This window comes from Pseudolysinimonas yzui (assembly GCF_014653215.1).
In the GTDB taxonomy this organism is placed as follows: domain Bacteria; phylum Actinomycetota; class Actinomycetes; order Actinomycetales; family Microbacteriaceae; genus Pseudolysinimonas_A; species Pseudolysinimonas_A yzui.
In genome coordinates this window covers 23558-39046 of sequence record NZ_BNAI01000001.1, presented here as the reverse complement: position 1 = coordinate 39046, position 15489 = coordinate 23558, and the positions used below count along the sequence as shown (strand labels likewise).

The following is a 15489-nucleotide window of genomic DNA, read 5'->3' as shown; positions in this document are numbered from 1 at the left end:
GCCTGCGCGGATAGGCTCGACGAATGACGAGCGCCCTGCTCACCGACCGCTACGAGCTCACGATGATCGACGCAGCGTTGCGCGATGGCACCGCGTCGCGGCGTTGCGTGTTCGAGCTGTTCAGCCGGCGGCTTCCCGCGGGGCGACGGTTCGGGGTCGTTGCCGGCACCGGGCGTCTGCTGGAACAGCTCGCCGAGTTCCGGTTCGGGGATGCCGAGATCGCCTGGCTGCGCTCGGCCGGGGTCGTGTCGGAGGCGACGTTGGACTGGCTCGCGTCGTACACCTTCACGGGGTCGATCGCGGGATACCAGGAGGGCGAGGTCTACTTCCCCGGGTCGCCGATCCTCATCGTCGAAGGAACCTTCGCCGAAGCGGTCGTGCTCGAGACGCTGGCGCTCAGCATCCTCAACTACGACTCCGCCGTCGCCTCCGCCGCCGCCCGGATGGTCGCCGCCGCCGACGGCCGGCCCCTCGCCGAGATGGGCTCACGCCGCACCGGGGAGCGCTCCGCGGTCGCCGCCGCCCGCGCCGCCTACATCGCCGGATTCGCGGCGACCTCGAACCTCGAAGCCGGCCGCACCTGGGGCGTTCCGACGATGGGCACCGCCGCGCACTCCTACACCCTGCTGCACGACTCCGAAGAGGAGGCGTTCGCCGCCCAGGTCGAGGCGATGGGCGTCGGCACCACGCTGCTGGTCGACTCCTACGACATCGCCACCGGCATCGAGACGGCGATCCGCGTGGCCGGAACCTCGTTGGGCGCCATCCGCATCGACTCGGGCGACCTCGGCGTCGTCGTCGCCTCCGCGCGGGCCCAACTCGACGCGCTCGGGGCCACCGGCACCCGCATCACCGTCACCAACGACCTCGACGAGAACACGATCGCGGCACTGCGGGCCGCGCCCGTTGACTCCTACGGCGTCGGCACCTCGGTCGTCACCGGATCCGGCGCCCCCGCCTCCGGGATGGTGTACAAACTCGTCGCCCACCAGGACCCGTCGGGTTCATGGTTGCCCGTCGGGAAACGCTCGGACGGCAAGGCCACCGTCGCCGGACGCAAGGTGCCTGTGCGCAGCCTCGACCACGGGGTCGCCGTCGAGGAGACCATCTACGTCGAAGAACCCGAGACGCTGCCCAAACCGGGCCGCGGACTGCTCGTCGACCTCGTGCGCGACGGCGTCGCCGACCCCGCCCACCTGGGCCCCGCCGGTGTGGCCGCCGCCCGCGACCACCACGCCGCCGCGATCGGCGAGCTCCCCCTCGCCGCGTTCCGTCTCTCCCAAGGTGACCCCGTCATCCCCACCGTCTACATCTGACCCGTCGCCGCGCCCTGTCAGCGTGCCGTCGATCTAATCCGTCGCAATTGTGACGGATCAGCGTCTCGGCAGCGCCCACTTTGGCGGATTAGTGCCGCGCGCGCGAAGGCCCCGCGACTCGAGCCGTGACCGGACTCGCTGAACAGTCAGAAGAGGAGCATCGAACAGGTCGTACTTCGTCGCTTCCATCAGCAGCCATTCGACATCGTGGACGCGCTCCTGGCGGCGGATATCGGCGGCATGCTGCTCCACGCCGACGTGGTGGCCACCCTGATACTCGTAGCCGAAGCGAGCATCCTCCCAGGCGAGGTCGAGGTAGACACCCAGTTCGGGGATCGGGAAGTTCAGCTGCGGTTCGGGGATCCCGCTCTCGACGAAGAGGACGCGCGACAGGGTCTCGGGGCGCGATCGGCTTCCGACCCGGACACGTGGCGCAGCGATCCGCAGTCGCGGCGCGCCGATCACCCGACGCCCGGCGATCGACAGGAGCTGCCCCATCTCGACGAGAGGATGCCCGCGACGATCTCCGACCAGGTCATCGCCTGCTGCGATGAGATCAGCGATCCCGATGGCCGTCGCGAGGGAGGCCCACGTTGCGAGTGGGGTCAAGACCCGAAGGCCGCCGAGTGTGACCGCTTCGCTGGCGAACGTGCGCTCAGTCCCGACGACTCCACGGGAACGCGGGCGCGGACGCCCGTGGGGGACCGAGACGTGCAACCTCGAGTGATCGACGTACGCGGGGAGCGGGATGCCCCACAGCGCGGCGGCGGTCACCGAGGTGAAGGCTGCATCGTTCCGCATCCGTAGCGCGTACGCGTGGCAGCGTGCCGTGAGATCGTCAGTTCCGAGCGGCAGCCTGACACCCTGGAACGGCATCGCGTAGTGCTCGGAGTCGACCGAAGCCCGTGATCGACCCGCCCGCACGGCATCGGAAACTCTAAAGGGAACGTCGTCGCGGAAGACCATGACGACGAGCGTCGACTAGTCCGTCAGATCGGGCAGGGCAGCCTCGGTAATCCGTCACAATTGCGACGGATTACCGCCTGGGAAGGGGTCAGCCCTTCAGGCGCTCGTAGATCTTCTTGCAGTCGGGGCAGACGGGGAACTTCTCGGGGTCGCGACCGGGGATCCACTTCTTGCCGCACAGGGCGCGCACCGGCTTGCCGGTGACGGCGGATTCGAGGATCTTCTCCTTCTGCACGTAGTGCGAGAAGCGCTCGTGGTCGCCGTCTTCCAGCTGGGCGTCTTCAAGAAGCTTCTCGAGCTCACGGTCGAGGGTGTCGGTTCCGCCTCCGACGGTGTCGGGTCCGCGATCCAGTTCGGCCATGCCCCCTAGGGTACGGCCGCGGCGGCCCGCCCGCACGGGTCAGTGGCGGGCGGCGAAGTCGAGTAGTTCGGGGGTGCTGCGGTCGTAGGCGGCGGCGCCGACGCGGATGCCGCTTGCGAAGGCCAGCAGTCCGACCCCGACCCCGACGGCGAGGGCGAGCCAGACCCAGGGCCCCGGCACGCCGAGCAGGTGGACGACGGTCGCGGTGATCGCCGGGGCGGCGACGAGCAGGATCAGCACGATCGACCCGAATTGGATGCCGCTGCCGCTCGCTCCGGGAACCTGCGGTTGCTGGAAGGGCGCGTCGCCGGGCCGCGTCGCCGGGTACGGGTGGTTCGCGGAGATGACGCTCGAGACTCCGATGCCGCCGAGCAGGATCGCCGTCGCCACCCCGAACACGGCGGGCGCGATCATCCAGTCGCCGTGCGCCCATGCGGTCAGCACCGTGCCGACCAGCACGACGGGCACCCCCATCGCGAGCACCGGCAGCATCCGGCCGATCCGGTCGTCGACGCCTCGGGTGTGGGCGGCGAGCTGGGTCCACATCGCGGTCGAGTCGTAGGCGACGTCGTTGTGCAGGGTGCCCCAGGCGAGCAGCAGCACGACGAGCGGGAGCGGCACGAGGGTCGCGATCGAGAATGGAATGCCGGCGATCCACATCGCCAGCAGGGTGACGACCGGCACGGCGGGCAGCACGGCGAGCGCGGTGCGGTAGCGCGGGTCGCGGGCCCAGTAGGTGAAGCTGCGGGCGGCGACCGCGCCGACCGGCGTCGAGGGCAGGCGCCGGAACCATCCGGGAACGAGGGCGGCACGTTCGCGCGGGATGCGGCGGGTCGGTCGCAGTTGATAGGCGAGCGACGCGATCCAGATGAGGACGAGCACCGCGATGGTCAGTGCGCCGAGCGCGAAGTCCTGGCTGACGAGGGCGGCGTCTCCGGCGGCTTGGTGCGACGGGGCTCGCCAGAACGCTCCGAGCGGAAGAGCCGTGAGGGTGTCGGCGATCGCGGGATCGCGCAGCGGGGCGAGTGCGACGACGACGACGAGCACGGTCGGCCACCACGCCGCGGGCAGCAGCTCCGCGAGGGTCGGGGCGAGGTGCGCGACGATGATGAGGGCTCCGGCGACGAAGATGAGCACGGCGAGGGCGCGGATGAGGGCGCCGACCCGGGGACGGTGGAGCAGCACGGAACCGATCACGACCCCGATCCGCGCGGCGAAGACGCCTTCGATGACGATGAGCGGCACCGCGAGCGTCGCCGTCGCGACGGCCGGTCCCGTCCACAGCTGCAGCGGGGCGAGGGCCACCGGCACGAGCAGCAGCGCCGGGCCGACGAGTGTCGTCAGCAGAACCGCTCCGGCGATCGACAGCGGCCGGAACCCGAAGAGCCAGAGCGCCCGCGGGTGCAGCAGCTGCGACCGCGCGATGACGAGCGGGATGACGAACGCCCCGAGCGACGCGAGAGCCCCGGCGACGACGACGACCCGGTGACGGGTGACGGCATCCAGCTCGGAGGCGAGCGCGGCGCCGTTCCACAGCAGCACGATGCCGGCACCGGCGAGCACGACGCCGAGTGCCGCCCACTTCGCGGCGCCGGGAACGCGGAACGCGTTCACCAGCAGCCGCGTTTTCAGTCGGAGTAGCTCTGCAACCACTCCATGCCCTCCACCGCGCCCGCGCCGCCGGCGAGTTCCACGAATCGGGTCTCGAGGCTTTCGCCGTCGAGCACGTCGGCGAGCGGACCCGCGGCCAGCATCCTGCCGTTGGCGATGATCGCCACCGCGTCGCACGTGCGCTCGATGAGCCCCATGCTGTGGCTCGACAACAGCACCGTGCCGCCGGCTTCGGCGTACTTCTTGAGGATGGCGATGACGGATGCCGCCGACACCGGGTCGACCGACTCGAACGGCTCGTCGAGCACGAGCAGCCGCGGCGAGTGGATCATCGCCGCCGCGATGGCGATCTTCTTCATCATCCCGGCCGAGTAGTCGGAGATGAATCGGTCGAGCGAGTGGCGCAGGCCGAACCCGGCGGCGAGATCGTCGACGCGATGCGTGATGGTCTCTTTGTCGAGCCGACGCAGGGCTCCCGCGTGGTGGAGGAACTCCGCGCCGGTGAGGCGGTCGAACAGCCGGAGGTTGTCGGGCAGCACGCCCAGCGACCTCTTCGCGACGCCCGGGTTGCGCCAGACATCCGCTCCGTGGATGCGCACGACCCCCGAATCGGGACGCAGCAGCCCGGTGATCATCGCCAGGGTGGTGGTCTTGCCCGCGCCGTTCGGGCCGACGAATCCGTAGAACGTGCCGGCCTGGATCTCGAGGTCGACGGAATCCACCGCCGTGACGTTGCCGAAGCGCTTCGTGAGATTGCGCACCGAGAGCGCAGCTGTGGATGCGATGACGGGTTGGGGGGTCACGCGAGCCGGGCGGCGCACGGCTTTCGGCCGCTTCGGGGCCTTCGCCACCGGCGCTGCCGTCGGAGCGACCGTCGGAGTAGCGGTCGGCTCCGGGGGCGCGACGGCGACCGCCACCTGCTCGGGGGGACGGCTGCTGATCGTTCCGGCACCGCGTGCTGCGCCGGGACGGGCGGCGACCGTTCGTCCACCCGGGCCCTTGCGGGGCGGGGCGTCGCGGTCGGGTTCCACCGGTCCACCGTATCAATGCGGGTTGCGAGAGAGTTTCATCACGATCCGGGAACGGTCGTGTCAACCTCCTGGGGTTTTCCACAACCCCGCCGATAGAATTCGGGGACACAACGGGGTGTCTTGCACAACGGTCGCGCGGTGAACAACGAGTGAAATCACTCCAACGCGTGGCCCTCATTCAGCACCGATCACAGCAGGTCGGTGCAGAGGCGACACACCGAAGGAGAACTGGACCATGACGACTCAGATCGTGATCCTCGCAGCAGGCATGGGCAGCCGTCTCGGCCGCTCGTTGCCGAAGCCCCTCACCGAACTCAGCGACGGCCGCAGCATCATGCAGCAGCAGTTCGACAACATCCACCAGGCCTTCGGTGCCGACGTGAACGTGACGATCGTCGTCGGTTACAAGCTCGAGCACATCGTCGAGGCCTTCCCCGACGCCTCGTACGTGTACAACGAGCGCTACGACCAGACCAACACCAGCAAGTCGCTGCTGCGCGCGCTTCAGGCGTCGAAGGACGGCGGCGTGCTGTGGATGAACGGTGACGTCGTCTTCGACCCCGAGGCGCTGGTGCGTGCCGGCGACCTCGTCGCCGCCGACCGTAGCTTCGTGAGCGTCAACACCGCCAAGGTGTCCGACGAAGAGGTCAAGTACACGACCGACGCGAACGGCCACATCAAGGAACTCTCCAAGACCGTCGTCGGCGGGCTCGGCGAGGCCGTCGGCATCAACTTCGTCGCCCGCGACGACAAGGCGGCGCTCATCCGTCACCTGCAGAAGGTTGCCGACCAGGACTACTTCGAACGCGGCATCGAGCTGGCGATCGAGCAGGATGGCCTGCGCTTCACGCCGGTCGACATCTCCGACCTCTACGCGGTCGAGATCGACTTCGCCGAAGACCTCGAGCGGGCCAACCTCTTCGTGTGACCTGATCGCATCAGGCCGCGCGGCTAATGTTGCTGCGTGACTGTCGACGATCTCGCACGCCCCGAGGTGCGGCGTCGCTGGTCTCCCTTGGAGCGCTACCGGCGATCGCTCTGGCTGCTCACGACCCGTGACCTCAAGGTGCGGTACTCGACGAGCGCGCTCGGCTACCTGTGGTCGATCCTCGACCCGCTCGTCATGGCGGGCATCTACTGGTTCGTCTTCACGCAGGTGTTCGACCGCACGGTCGGGCACGAGCCGTACATCGTGTTCCTGCTCGCCGGCCTGTTGCCGTGGATGTGGTTCACGGGCGCCGTCTCGGACAGCACCCGGGCGTTCACCAAAGAGGCGAAGCTCATCCGGTCGACGACGATCCCACGCACCATCTGGGTCGCCCGCCTCGTGCTCAGCAAGGGCATCGAGTTCGTCGCGAGCATCCCGGTGCTGGCTCTGTTCGTCGTGCTCTTCGGGGCGACCCTGCACATCGACGTCGTCTGGTGGCTGCTCGCGATCGTGCTGCAGGCGACGCTGACCCTCGGCATCGGCTTGCTCGTCGCCCCGCTCGTGGTGTTCTTCCGCGACCTCGAACGCGCCGTGAAGCTCGTGCTGCGGTTCCTGTTCTACGCGTCGCCGATCATCTACGGGCTCGGCGACCTGCCCGCGGAGGTGCGCTTCTGGGGGGCGTTCAACCCGCTCGCCGGCATCTTCTCGCTGTACCGGGCCGCCTTCTTCCCGGAGCAGCTCGACTGGTTCGCGGTCGCGATCAGCGGTGCGATGACGGTGCTCTTCCTCGTCGTCGGCTTCCTCGTCTACCGCGGCAGCATCCGCCGCGTTCTGAAGGAGATCTGATGGATGCCGAGGTGCGCCCCGAGGGGGCGATCAGCGTGCGGGATCTCGGCATCCGCTTCACCCGCAACCGAGCCGCCCGACGCAACTTCAAAGACCTGTTCGGCGGCCGCACCCGCCGGCGACGCCCCGACGAGTTCTGGCCGCTGCGCAACGTGTCGTTCGACGTCGCCCCCGGTGAGGCGATCGGGGTCGTGGGCCGCAACGGGCAGGGCAAATCGACGCTGCTCAAGCTGGTCGCGCAGGTGATGCTGCCCGACGAGGGGGTGGTCAGCGTCCAAGGCGGCGTGGCCCCGCTCATCGAGATCACCGGCGGCTTCGTGAACGACCTGACGGTGCGCGACAACGTCAACCTCACCGCCGGACTCCACGGCATGACCACCCGCGAGATCGCGGAACGCTTCGACGAGATCATCGGCTTCGCCGAGCTCGAGAAGTTCGTCGACACCCCGTACAAGCACCTCTCGAGCGGCATGAAGGTGCGTCTCGCGTTCGCCGTCATCTCGCGCCTCGAAGAGCCGATCATCCTGGTCGACGAGGTGCTCGCCGTCGGAGACGCCCCGTTCAAGGCGAAGTGCTACACCCGCATCGAGGAACTGCTGGCGGGCGGTCGCACCCTGTTCTTCGTCTCGCACAGCGAGAAGGATCTGTTGCGGTTCTGCACGCGCGGCCTGTACCTCGACAAGGGCCGGCTCGTGCTCGATGCGCCGATCCGCGAGGTGGTCGCCCGCTACAACGCCGACTACGGCGTGAAAGGCTGAACCCGAGGTGAGGCGATGACCGGAGAGCTGGAGGTTCTCGGCGACCGGTCGCCCTCGGCGGCCGAGCGGGGCTTCGACGCGCTGCTCTCGGTGCACCGCCCGGTGGTGCTCGCCCACATCCGCAGCATCCGCACCCGTCGCCCCGACGCGAACCCGTCGCAGATCATCGCCATCCTCGAGCGGCGCTATCTGACCGCCGTCACCACCGGGGGCGCCCTCGTCGGCGCGAGCGCCGCCATTCCGGTCGTCGGCATCGGCACGTCGATCGTGCTCTCGGGAGTCGAGACCGCGGGTTTCCTCGAAGCGACAGCGCTGTTCGCGCAGTCGGTGTGCGAGGTGCACGGTATCGCCGTCGACGACCCGGAGCGCGCCCGCACCCTCGTTATGACGATGATGCTCGGCAACGGCGGGCAGGAGCTGATCCGCCAGTTCGCCGGGCAGGCGGCCGGTAGTCAGCAGACCCGCACCGCGTTCTGGGGCGAACTGGTGACCAAGAGCCTCCCCGCGACCGTGTTCGGCCCCATCGCCGACCGCGTGCAGAAGGCGTTCGTGCGCAAGTTCGCCGTGACGCAGGGGTCGTCGGTGATCGGCCGCGCCATCCCGTTCGGCATCGGCGCCGTCATCGGCGGCAGCGGTAACCACCTGCTCGGCCGACGGGTCGTGGCCTCGTCGCGGTCGGCGTTCGGCCCGGCGCCCGCAGTCTTCCCGTCGACCCTGGATGCGGTGGTCAAGCCGCCGAAGCCGCCACGCGCCCCGAAGGCGCCACGCGCACCCAAGGCGGTCACGGCGCGCCGCCCGGCGAAGCTTCCTCGTGGGCGAGCGAACTACCCGATGCTGCCGCCCGCGGAGTAGCCTGCGGCTCCCCGCTGACAGTCCCGCCACTCGACAGCGCCGACGTGGCCGAAGTCAAACCGGCGCTGCCGAGGATGTGGGCAGTGTAACCCCGGATGTCCGGGAGAACACGAGGCGGCGCCGGGAACGACGATCTTCCGGCACCACTCAGTCGCCGCTCGGCGGCAGGCCCTCTTCGTCCTCGTCTTCGTCGAGCGGGTCGCTCTCTGACGACCGCCGGTCGCCGAGATGGATGAGGGCGTGCCGATCCCATTCGGCGATGAGGGTGTCGATCGCGTCGTGGAACCGCTGGGTCGCCACACCGGGGGTCGTGTCGCCGAAGTAGTGGGTCGACCAGGTCGCGAGCTTCTCGCGGGCGGCCGGGTCGAGCAGCGCCCGATCGGCGATCGCCAGGATGTCGCCGGCCTCGTCGGCGGTGAGCCAGTCGACGACGCCGAGGAAGCCGTCGTCGTCGATCTCGGCGTCGGGTGACGACGGGCGGGTCACCAGGATCGGCTTGCCGGTCGCGAGACGGTCGTAGATCATCGCCGAGATGTCGGTGATCGCGACGTCGGCCGCCGCCAGCTGCCAGCCGAGTTCGGGGCCGTCGTCGTAGACGTGGTGGGCGCCGGCATCCGCGCGGTTGGCGTCACCGATGGCCGCGACGATCGCGCGGTGCGCGTCGCGGTACTCGCGGGAGATCACCCCGCTGCGCGGGTGCGGCCGGTACACCAGCCGGTGGCGGGGGGATGCCAGCACGGCTGCGGCGAGCGCCTGACCATGGGTCGCGATCGACCCGTAGGCGGCCGCCGGCCGGTCCCCTTCCCAGGTGGGGGCGTAGAGCACGACGATGCGGTCGTCGTCGGGGTAGCGCAGCTCGCCGCTGAAGTGGTCGGCCTGGGGTCGGCCGATCGGGATGGCGCGGTGTTCGACGTCATACGCCCAGAGTTTGCGTGACAGCCGGTCGAGCGCGGCTTGACCGGCGACCAGGGCGTAGTCGTACGCCTTGAACTGGTTCGTGGTCATGTACATCTTGTCGCTCTCGCCATGGTTGATGAACACATGCCACATGCGCCCATAGCGGAACATCTGGAAGTTCTTCTGGTTCTGGTTGACGTAGAGCACGAGCCGCAGATCCTGCTCGACCACGAACTCTTCGAGGTCGACGACCCGACGCCGGTAGACGACCGGCACCGGTGACTCGTCGAGCAGCGTCAGCGTCGCACCGGGGCTGCGGGTGATGATCGCCACCGGATGCCGCTTCGCCAGTTCGGCCAGCGGGGCGTACCACTGCCGGATCTGGTACAGGTTCACCCGGGTGTCGGCGAAGTAGACGGCGATGTGGATGCTGCCGGGTTCGGGCAGCTCCGGCTGGCGCCCGGCGAGCTCGGTGCGGGTCGCCCGGGAGCGCACCGCGTTGCGGATGACGCGACGCACGGCCTTGAGGTCACTCAGCACCGACACTCGACCATTGAATCAGTCCCGTGCCCTGAGCGATTCGCGCGGGGGCGCCGTGACAGAATCGTGACCGTGCCGCCGATGGCGGCGGTGAGAAAGGCCCCGCACTCCCGCCATGGCGAGATTCACGTTCGGAGCCGGCAACGCCCGCAAGGTGCTGCGGCTGCCGCTGTACGCGCTCGGCGCGCTCGCGAGCCTCGTCGTGCCGCGCACGTCGCGCCTGTGGGTCTTCGGTTCGGGCATCGGCGTCGGCGAGGGCGCGCTGCCGCTCTACCGTGCGGCTCGCGAACGCCTCGGACGCGACACCCGAGTGGTCTGGCTCGCGACGACGGATGCCGAACTCGCCGAGGCCCGCGCGCTCGGCCTCGACGCGGAACGCAAGACCGGATGGCGGGGCTTCCGCCTCACCCTCCGGGCCCAGGTGCTCGTCGTCACCCATGGCTTCGGCGACGTGAACCGCTTCGCGACGCGCGGCGGTTTCGTCGTGCAGCTCTGGCACGGCATCCCGCTCAAGCGCCTGCACCTCGACTCGCCCGCGACGCTGCGGGTGTCGTTCCTCCCCGACCACCGCCTGGTGCGCGCCCTCGTGAGCCGCGCCTACCGATTCGCCGGCCGCGGCATCCGGCTGTTCCCGGTCGCCTCGGAACTGGTCGCCGCCCGCGTCTCGAGCGCCTTCGGGGTGCCCCGGTCGCGCATCGCCGTCACGGGCGACCCGCGCGACGACGCCCTCGCCGAGCCGCGAACCACCTCGGTGCTCGACGCCGGGTCGGCCCGCACGATCCTGTATGCGCCGACCTGGCGCGACGGTGAGGCCGACCCCGTCGTGCCGACGTCCACTCAGTGGGACGCCATCGCCGCCTGGCTCGAGCGGCACGACGCGGTGCTCTACCTGCGCCCGCATCCGCTCGGGGCGGGTGATTACGCGGCGGGCCCGGAGCGCAGCCCGCGGGTGCGGATGCTCGGCGCCGACCGGGTGCGCGACGTCAACACCGTGCTGCCCGAGATCGACGTGCTGCTCACCGACTACTCGTCGATCGCGTTCGACTTCGCGCTGCTCGGTCGCCCGATCGTGTTCTTCGCCGCCGACCTCGAGCAGTACGCGAAACGGCGCGGGCTCTACGACCCGTACCGCGAGTTCAGCGGAGGTCGCTACGCCACCGGATGGGAGGGGGCACTCGACCTGCTCGGCGCGGCCCTCGAGAGCGACCCCGAAGCGGTGCGCCACAGCGGCTGGTTGCGCGACGAGTTCGTCGACGTCACGGGCGAGGCGACCGGCCGGGTGCTCGACGAGATCCTCGAGCGCACCCGCGGAGTCAGCGCGCCGCCGGTCGAGGTGCGGCCGCGCCCGATCGTCGCGGTCGAGTCGGCGGAGGGGTCGCGGCTGCGTCTGACGATCTCGGGCGACGTGACGGCGGCGCGGCTGGAGGGGCGCCGGGCGCGGGTCGACGGCATCCTCTCCCTTGCCGGTGATCTCGTCGTCGCCGAGTTCGAGCTGCTCGGCCCGCGGTGGGGGTCCGACGACCTCGCGCTGCCGAGCGACGCCTACCGGCTGCAACTCGCGACGCCCGCCGGCTGGACCTCGCGCAGCGTCACCACCGCCACGGCGGAACTCGACCACGAGCTGTTCCGGGCGACGGTCGGCGCGCACGCCGGCGGGGTCGTCGTGACGGTCTCGGCGCCGCTCGCCGTCGACGAGCGGGGTGCGGTCGCCCAGCGGCGGCTCGAACACGAGTACCGGGCGTCGCACCCGGAACCCGAGAACGCCGTCTTCTTCGAGAGCTTCTACGGCCAGTCGGCGTCGTGCAATCCGCTCGGCATCGACCGTGCGCTCACCGAACTGCGCCCCGACGTGACCCGCTACTGGAGCGTCGTCGACGGGTCGGTGGCCGTTCCCGCGGGCGGGGTGCGCATCATCGAAGGCAGCCGGGCCTGGTGGCGCGCCCGGGCCGCATCCCGGGCGCTCGTCGTCAACGACTGGCTGCGGAAGCGATACCGCCGCCGGGGCCACCAGAAGGTGCTGCAGACCTGGCACGGCACGATGCTCAAGAAGCTCGCGCTCGACCGTGGCGGGCGGGGGCTGCGCACCCGCATCGCGGTGCTGCGCGAACGCGACCGCTGGGATGCCCTGCTCGCCCAGAACCCGTACTCGGCCGAGATCTTCCGCTCGGCCTACGCGATGCGCCGCCCGATCTGGCAGGAGGGCTACCCGCGCAACGACGTGCTGCACTCCCCCACCCGGGCGGCCGAGGTGCGGAAGCGGATCGGCATCCCGGATGGCGCGCGCGTCGTGCTCTACGCCCCCACCTGGCGCGACGACCGCACCGAGATGGTGGACTTCGTCGACCTCGCCGCCTTCGCCCGCGACCTCGACGCCGGCCACGTGCTGCTCGCCCGCGGTCACTCGCGCACCCTCGCCCACGGGCAGGACCTCGTCGGCGCGGGCCTCATCGACGTCACCAGCTACCCCGACATGGCCGACCTGCTGCTCGTCACCGACGTTCTCGTGACCGACTACTCCTCGGTGATGTTCGACTTCGCCGGCACCGGGCGACCGATCGTGTTCTTCACCCCCGACCTCGCCCACTACAGCGCCGATCTGCGCGGCTTCTACTTCGACCTGCTCGCCGATGCCCCCGGCCCGGTGGTGTCGACCCGCGACGACCTGCGCGACGCGATCCTCGCCGCCGCCGACGGGCAGCCCGAGTACGCCGCGCGGGCGGCAGCCTGGCGGGAACGCTTCAGCCCCCGCGACGACGGTGCCGCCGGTCGCCGTGTCGTCGAGCGCATGCTCGCGGAGGGCTGGCTCGGCTGACGGGGTCGGGTAATCCGTCGCATTTGTGACGGATTACCCCTTGCGTGCTCTCCGAATTGGCGGATTAGTGCCTTAGGACTCCGTGCGGGAGCGGTCGACGACATCCCGGGCACCGCGCACGACGCCGAGGATGAAGCCCGCGCCCCAGCTGAGGTGCATCGTCGCGAGCACGACCATGAGGCGGATGCGGTCGGCGAGCGACCCGGGGGTGGTGACGGCGGCCACCACCAGCAGGCCGAGGTAGGCGATCGGCCCGAGGTAGGTGAGCGCGAGCATCCAGCCGAGCCAGCCGCTCAGCACCCCCGTCAAGTGCAGGGGCAGCAGGATGAGCGACAGCACGAGCGAGATGAGCAGCACCGGGGGCGCGAAGAAGCGCAGCGGGTTGCGGGCGCCGAGGCGGCGCACCAGTTCGCCGCGCCACACCCCGGTCGCGAAGAACTGGCGGTGCAGTTTGAGCAGCGTGCTGCGGGGCCAGTAGCTGACTCGCAGCTGCGGGTCGAGCCAGACGATGTGTCCGGCCTGACGCAGGCGGTAGTTGAGCTCCCAGTCTTCGCCGCGGCGCAGGGTCTCGTCGAATCCGCCGATCTCGCGTAGGGCATCCGCTCGCATCACGCCCATGTAGGCCGACTCGGCGGGACCCTCGGTCGCCTGCTCACCGTGGTACGCGCCGCCGCCCAGCCCGTAGCGACTGTTGTAGGCGCGTGCGACGGCTGCCTGCAGCCCGGGCTTGCCGGTCGCGATCATCACCCCGCCGAGGCTCGCGGCTCCCGTGCGTTCGAGGGTGGCGACGGCGCGGCTCGTGTAGCCGGGCGCCAGCTCGGTGTGCGCGTCGACGCGCACGATGATCGGATGCCGGCTCGCCGCGATCGCGAGGTTGAGACCGATCGGGATGTCCATGCCCGGGTTTTCGACGATGCGGATGCGGTGGTCGGCGGCGACGAGCCGGTCGACGATGTCGGCGGTACCGTCGGTCGATGGACCGACGGCGAGCACGATCTCGAAGTCGCCGGGATGATCCTGGCCGACGATGCTCGCGATCGCGGCTTCGAGGTACCCGGCCTCGTTCAGCACGGGCATGACGTACGAGACCGCGACGGGTGGGCCCGAGTTCGGGAAGCCGGAGTCACCGGAGACAGCGCGGCTCGGCATGGCGCGAGCCTATCGCGCGGGTCGACGTGTTTCCCGAGTCGACCCGCGCGATGGTGCGGTCAGGGCTGGTACGTGCCGAGGGTCACGGTGACGGTGTGCTCTTCGCCGTCACGCACGTAGACGAGTTCGGCTTCGGCCCCGCCGGCGTGCAACCGCACCTGGGCGGTGAGGTCGATGCTGCCGGTGATCGGCACGCCGTCGAGTTCGGTGATGATGTCACCGGGCTGGAGGCCGGCCGCTTCCGCAGCGCCGCCGGAGACGAGGCCGTCTTCGTCGACGATGATCGCGCCGACGATCGACCCGTCGGCGCTCGACGCGTCACGCACCGTCGCCCCGAGCAGACCGTGGGTGGCGGTGCCGTTCTCGATGATCTCGTTCGCCACCCGCTGCGCGAGGTCGGCGGGGATGGCGAAGCCCACACCGATCGACCCCGACGAGCTGCCGCTCGAGCCGCCCGCCGTGGCGATCGCGACGACGACGCCGATGAGTTCACCGGAGTCGTTGACCAGCGCGCCGCCCGAGTTGCCCGGGTTGATCGAGGCATCCGTCTGGATCACCGGGATGCTGATCGTGCCCGACCCGGTCGATCCCTGCTGGCCTGGGATGTCGAAGTTGAACGGTCCCTGACCGCTGTCGCTGTCATCCTCGGTGCCGTCGTCGGGCACTGCCGACGAGGCGATCTGGATGCTGCGGTTGAGCACGCTGACGATGCCGTCGGTGACGGTGTTGGCGAGTCCCAGCGGTGCACCGATGGCGACCGCACGATCGCCGACGTCGAGGGCATCGACATCGCCGAACTCGATGGGCGTGAGTCCGCTCGCGTCGATGAGTTTGATGACGGCGAGGTCGACGGTCGGGTCGGTGCCGACGATCTCAGCCGAGTAGATGTGGCCATCGGAGGTCGTCACCTCGATCGTGCCGTTGTTCGACGCTCCGTCGAGGGTGACGACGTGGTTGTTGGTGAGCACGTAGCCGTCTTCGCTGAGGATGACACCGGAGCCGCTGCCCCCGGCGCTCTGCGAGCTGACGGAGATGGTCACGACCGAGGGCCCCGCCTTCGCGGCGACCGCGTTGACGACGTTGACATCGTCGGGATCGTTGACGGTGATCGTCTGCGGCTCCGCGGCGCTCTGCTGGTCGGCGGCGAGGTTCGACGCGACGGCCCACGCCGCGATTCCGGCGCCCGATCCCCCGCCGACGAGTGCCGCGACCGCGGCGACGGCGACGAGCACGCCGGCGTTGTTCCGCGGACGCGCGGTGTCTTCCGGGGTGGGCGGCGCGGCGGCAGCGGGGGGCGCGGGAATCGGGGTCGTGGTCTCCATTGCGGTCGTGCCGGGGGTTGTGGAAGCGCGCGGACGGCGAACGCGGGGGGCGGGTTTCTGATCGGACTCGGACATCGAGTGCTCCTTTCGGCGCAGCCAG

General features: G+C 70.1%; 13 protein-coding genes. 6 read left to right on the top strand and 7 right to left on the bottom strand.

From position 1 onward, the window contains the following. Positions 1 to 23: 23 nt before the first annotated feature. On the top strand, positions 24 to 1316 hold the full coding sequence (locus IE173_RS00175) for a nicotinate phosphoribosyltransferase (RefSeq protein ID WP_191281381.1): 1293 nt from the start codon (positions 24 to 26) through the stop codon (positions 1314 to 1316). A 57-nt stretch (positions 1317 to 1373) separates the two neighbouring features. On the opposite strand, the gene IE173_RS00170 is transcribed toward IE173_RS00175, so the two are convergent. From IE173_RS00170 to IE173_RS00155, 4 genes are all read right to left on the bottom strand, one after another. Beyond that, positions 1374 to 2117, bottom strand: coding sequence for a hypothetical protein (locus IE173_RS00170; RefSeq protein WP_191281380.1), 744 nt, complete (start codon positions 2115 to 2117; stop codon positions 1374 to 1376). Positions 2118 to 2370: 253 nt separating this feature from the next. Beyond that, positions 2371 to 2643 carry a DUF3039 domain-containing protein gene (locus tag IE173_RS00165; RefSeq protein ID WP_191281379.1) on the bottom strand — a complete coding sequence of 91 codons (273 nt, stop codon included), beginning with the start codon at positions 2641 to 2643 and terminating at the stop codon, positions 2371 to 2373. A gap of 39 nt (positions 2644 to 2682) precedes the next feature. After that, entirely contained in the window at positions 2683 to 4257 is a 1575-nt protein-coding gene (locus tag IE173_RS00160) for a hypothetical protein (protein WP_191281378.1), read from the bottom strand. Between the two features lie 14 nt (positions 4258 to 4271). Continuing rightward, entirely contained in the window at positions 4272 to 5285 is a 1014-nt protein-coding gene (locus IE173_RS00155) for an ABC transporter ATP-binding protein (protein WP_229841769.1), read from the bottom strand. Positions 5286 to 5520: 235 nt separating this feature from the next. Between IE173_RS00155 and IE173_RS00150 the strand changes: the two genes are divergently transcribed. The 4 genes from IE173_RS00150 to IE173_RS00135 are packed head-to-tail and all read left to right on the top strand — an operon-like array spanning position 5521 to position 8669. Then, positions 5521 to 6213, top strand: coding sequence for a phosphocholine cytidylyltransferase family protein (locus IE173_RS00150; RefSeq protein ID WP_191281377.1), 693 nt, complete (start codon positions 5521 to 5523; stop codon positions 6211 to 6213). A gap of 36 nt (positions 6214 to 6249) precedes the next feature. Beyond that, positions 6250 to 7059: an ABC transporter permease gene (locus IE173_RS00145; protein WP_191281376.1), complete on the top strand. Its 810-nt coding sequence runs from the start codon at positions 6250 to 6252 to the stop codon at positions 7057 to 7059. Next, entirely contained in the window at positions 7059 to 7817 is a 759-nt protein-coding gene (locus IE173_RS00140; RefSeq protein WP_191281375.1) for an ABC transporter ATP-binding protein, read from the top strand. The genes IE173_RS00145 and IE173_RS00140 overlap by 1 nt, the downstream gene beginning before the upstream one ends. 15 nt (positions 7818 to 7832) lie before the next feature. Beyond that, positions 7833 to 8669, top strand: a complete 837-nt coding sequence (locus IE173_RS00135; RefSeq protein ID WP_229841768.1) for a hypothetical protein — start codon at positions 7833 to 7835, stop codon at positions 8667 to 8669. Positions 8670 to 8816: 147 nt separating this feature from the next. Here IE173_RS00135 and IE173_RS00130 read toward each other — a convergent pair whose 3' ends face one another. Beyond that, a complete protein-coding gene (locus IE173_RS00130; protein WP_191281374.1) occupies positions 8817 to 10112 on the bottom strand; it encodes a CDP-glycerol glycerophosphotransferase family protein in 1296 nt (431 codons plus the stop codon). 109 nt (positions 10113 to 10221) lie between these two features. Between IE173_RS00130 and IE173_RS00125 the strand changes: the two genes are divergently transcribed. Beyond that, positions 10222 to 12918, top strand: coding sequence for a CDP-glycerol glycerophosphotransferase family protein (locus IE173_RS00125; RefSeq protein WP_191281373.1), 2697 nt, complete (start codon positions 10222 to 10224; stop codon positions 12916 to 12918). A 72-nt stretch (positions 12919 to 12990) separates the two neighbouring features. Here the strand turns inward: IE173_RS00125 and IE173_RS00120 are convergent, their stop codons facing one another. Together IE173_RS00120 and IE173_RS00115 are read right to left on the bottom strand one after the other, a co-directional pair. After that, complete coding sequence (locus tag IE173_RS00120; RefSeq protein WP_191281372.1) at positions 12991 to 14067, bottom strand: glycosyltransferase family 2 protein; 1077 nt, start codon at positions 14065 to 14067, stop codon at positions 12991 to 12993. A 59-nt stretch (positions 14068 to 14126) separates the two neighbouring features. After that, positions 14127 to 15464, bottom strand: coding sequence for a S1C family serine protease (locus IE173_RS00115; RefSeq protein ID WP_191281371.1), 1338 nt, complete (start codon positions 15462 to 15464; stop codon positions 14127 to 14129). Positions 15465 to 15489 lie beyond the last annotated feature (25 nt).

Bases quoted from the DNA above. Each gene is read 5' to 3' on its own strand.
- IE173_RS00175 (WP_191281381.1), top strand. From the start codon at position 24: ATGACGAGCGCCCTGCTCACCGACCGCTACGAGCTCACGATGATCGAC.
- IE173_RS00170 (WP_191281380.1), bottom strand. From the start codon at position 2,117: ATGCGGAACGATGCAGCCTTCACCTCGGTGACCGCCGCCGCGCTGTGG.
- IE173_RS00165 (WP_191281379.1), bottom strand. From the start codon at position 2,643: ATGGCCGAACTGGATCGCGGACCCGACACCGTCGGAGGCGGAACCGAC.
- IE173_RS00150 (WP_191281377.1), top strand. From the start codon at position 5,521: ATGACGACTCAGATCGTGATCCTCGCAGCAGGCATGGGCAGCCGTCTC.
- IE173_RS00140 (WP_191281375.1), top strand. From the start codon at position 7,059: ATGGATGCCGAGGTGCGCCCCGAGGGGGCGATCAGCGTGCGGGATCTC.
- IE173_RS00135 (WP_229841768.1), top strand. From the start codon at position 7,833: ATGACCGGAGAGCTGGAGGTTCTCGGCGACCGGTCGCCCTCGGCGGCC.
- IE173_RS00125 (WP_191281373.1), top strand. From the start codon at position 10,222: ATGGCGAGATTCACGTTCGGAGCCGGCAACGCCCGCAAGGTGCTGCGG.
- IE173_RS00120 (WP_191281372.1), bottom strand. From the start codon at position 14,067: ATGCCGAGCCGCGCTGTCTCCGGTGACTCCGGCTTCCCGAACTCGGGC.
- IE173_RS00115 (WP_191281371.1), bottom strand. From the start codon at position 15,464: ATGTCCGAGTCCGATCAGAAACCCGCCCCCCGCGTTCGCCGTCCGCGC.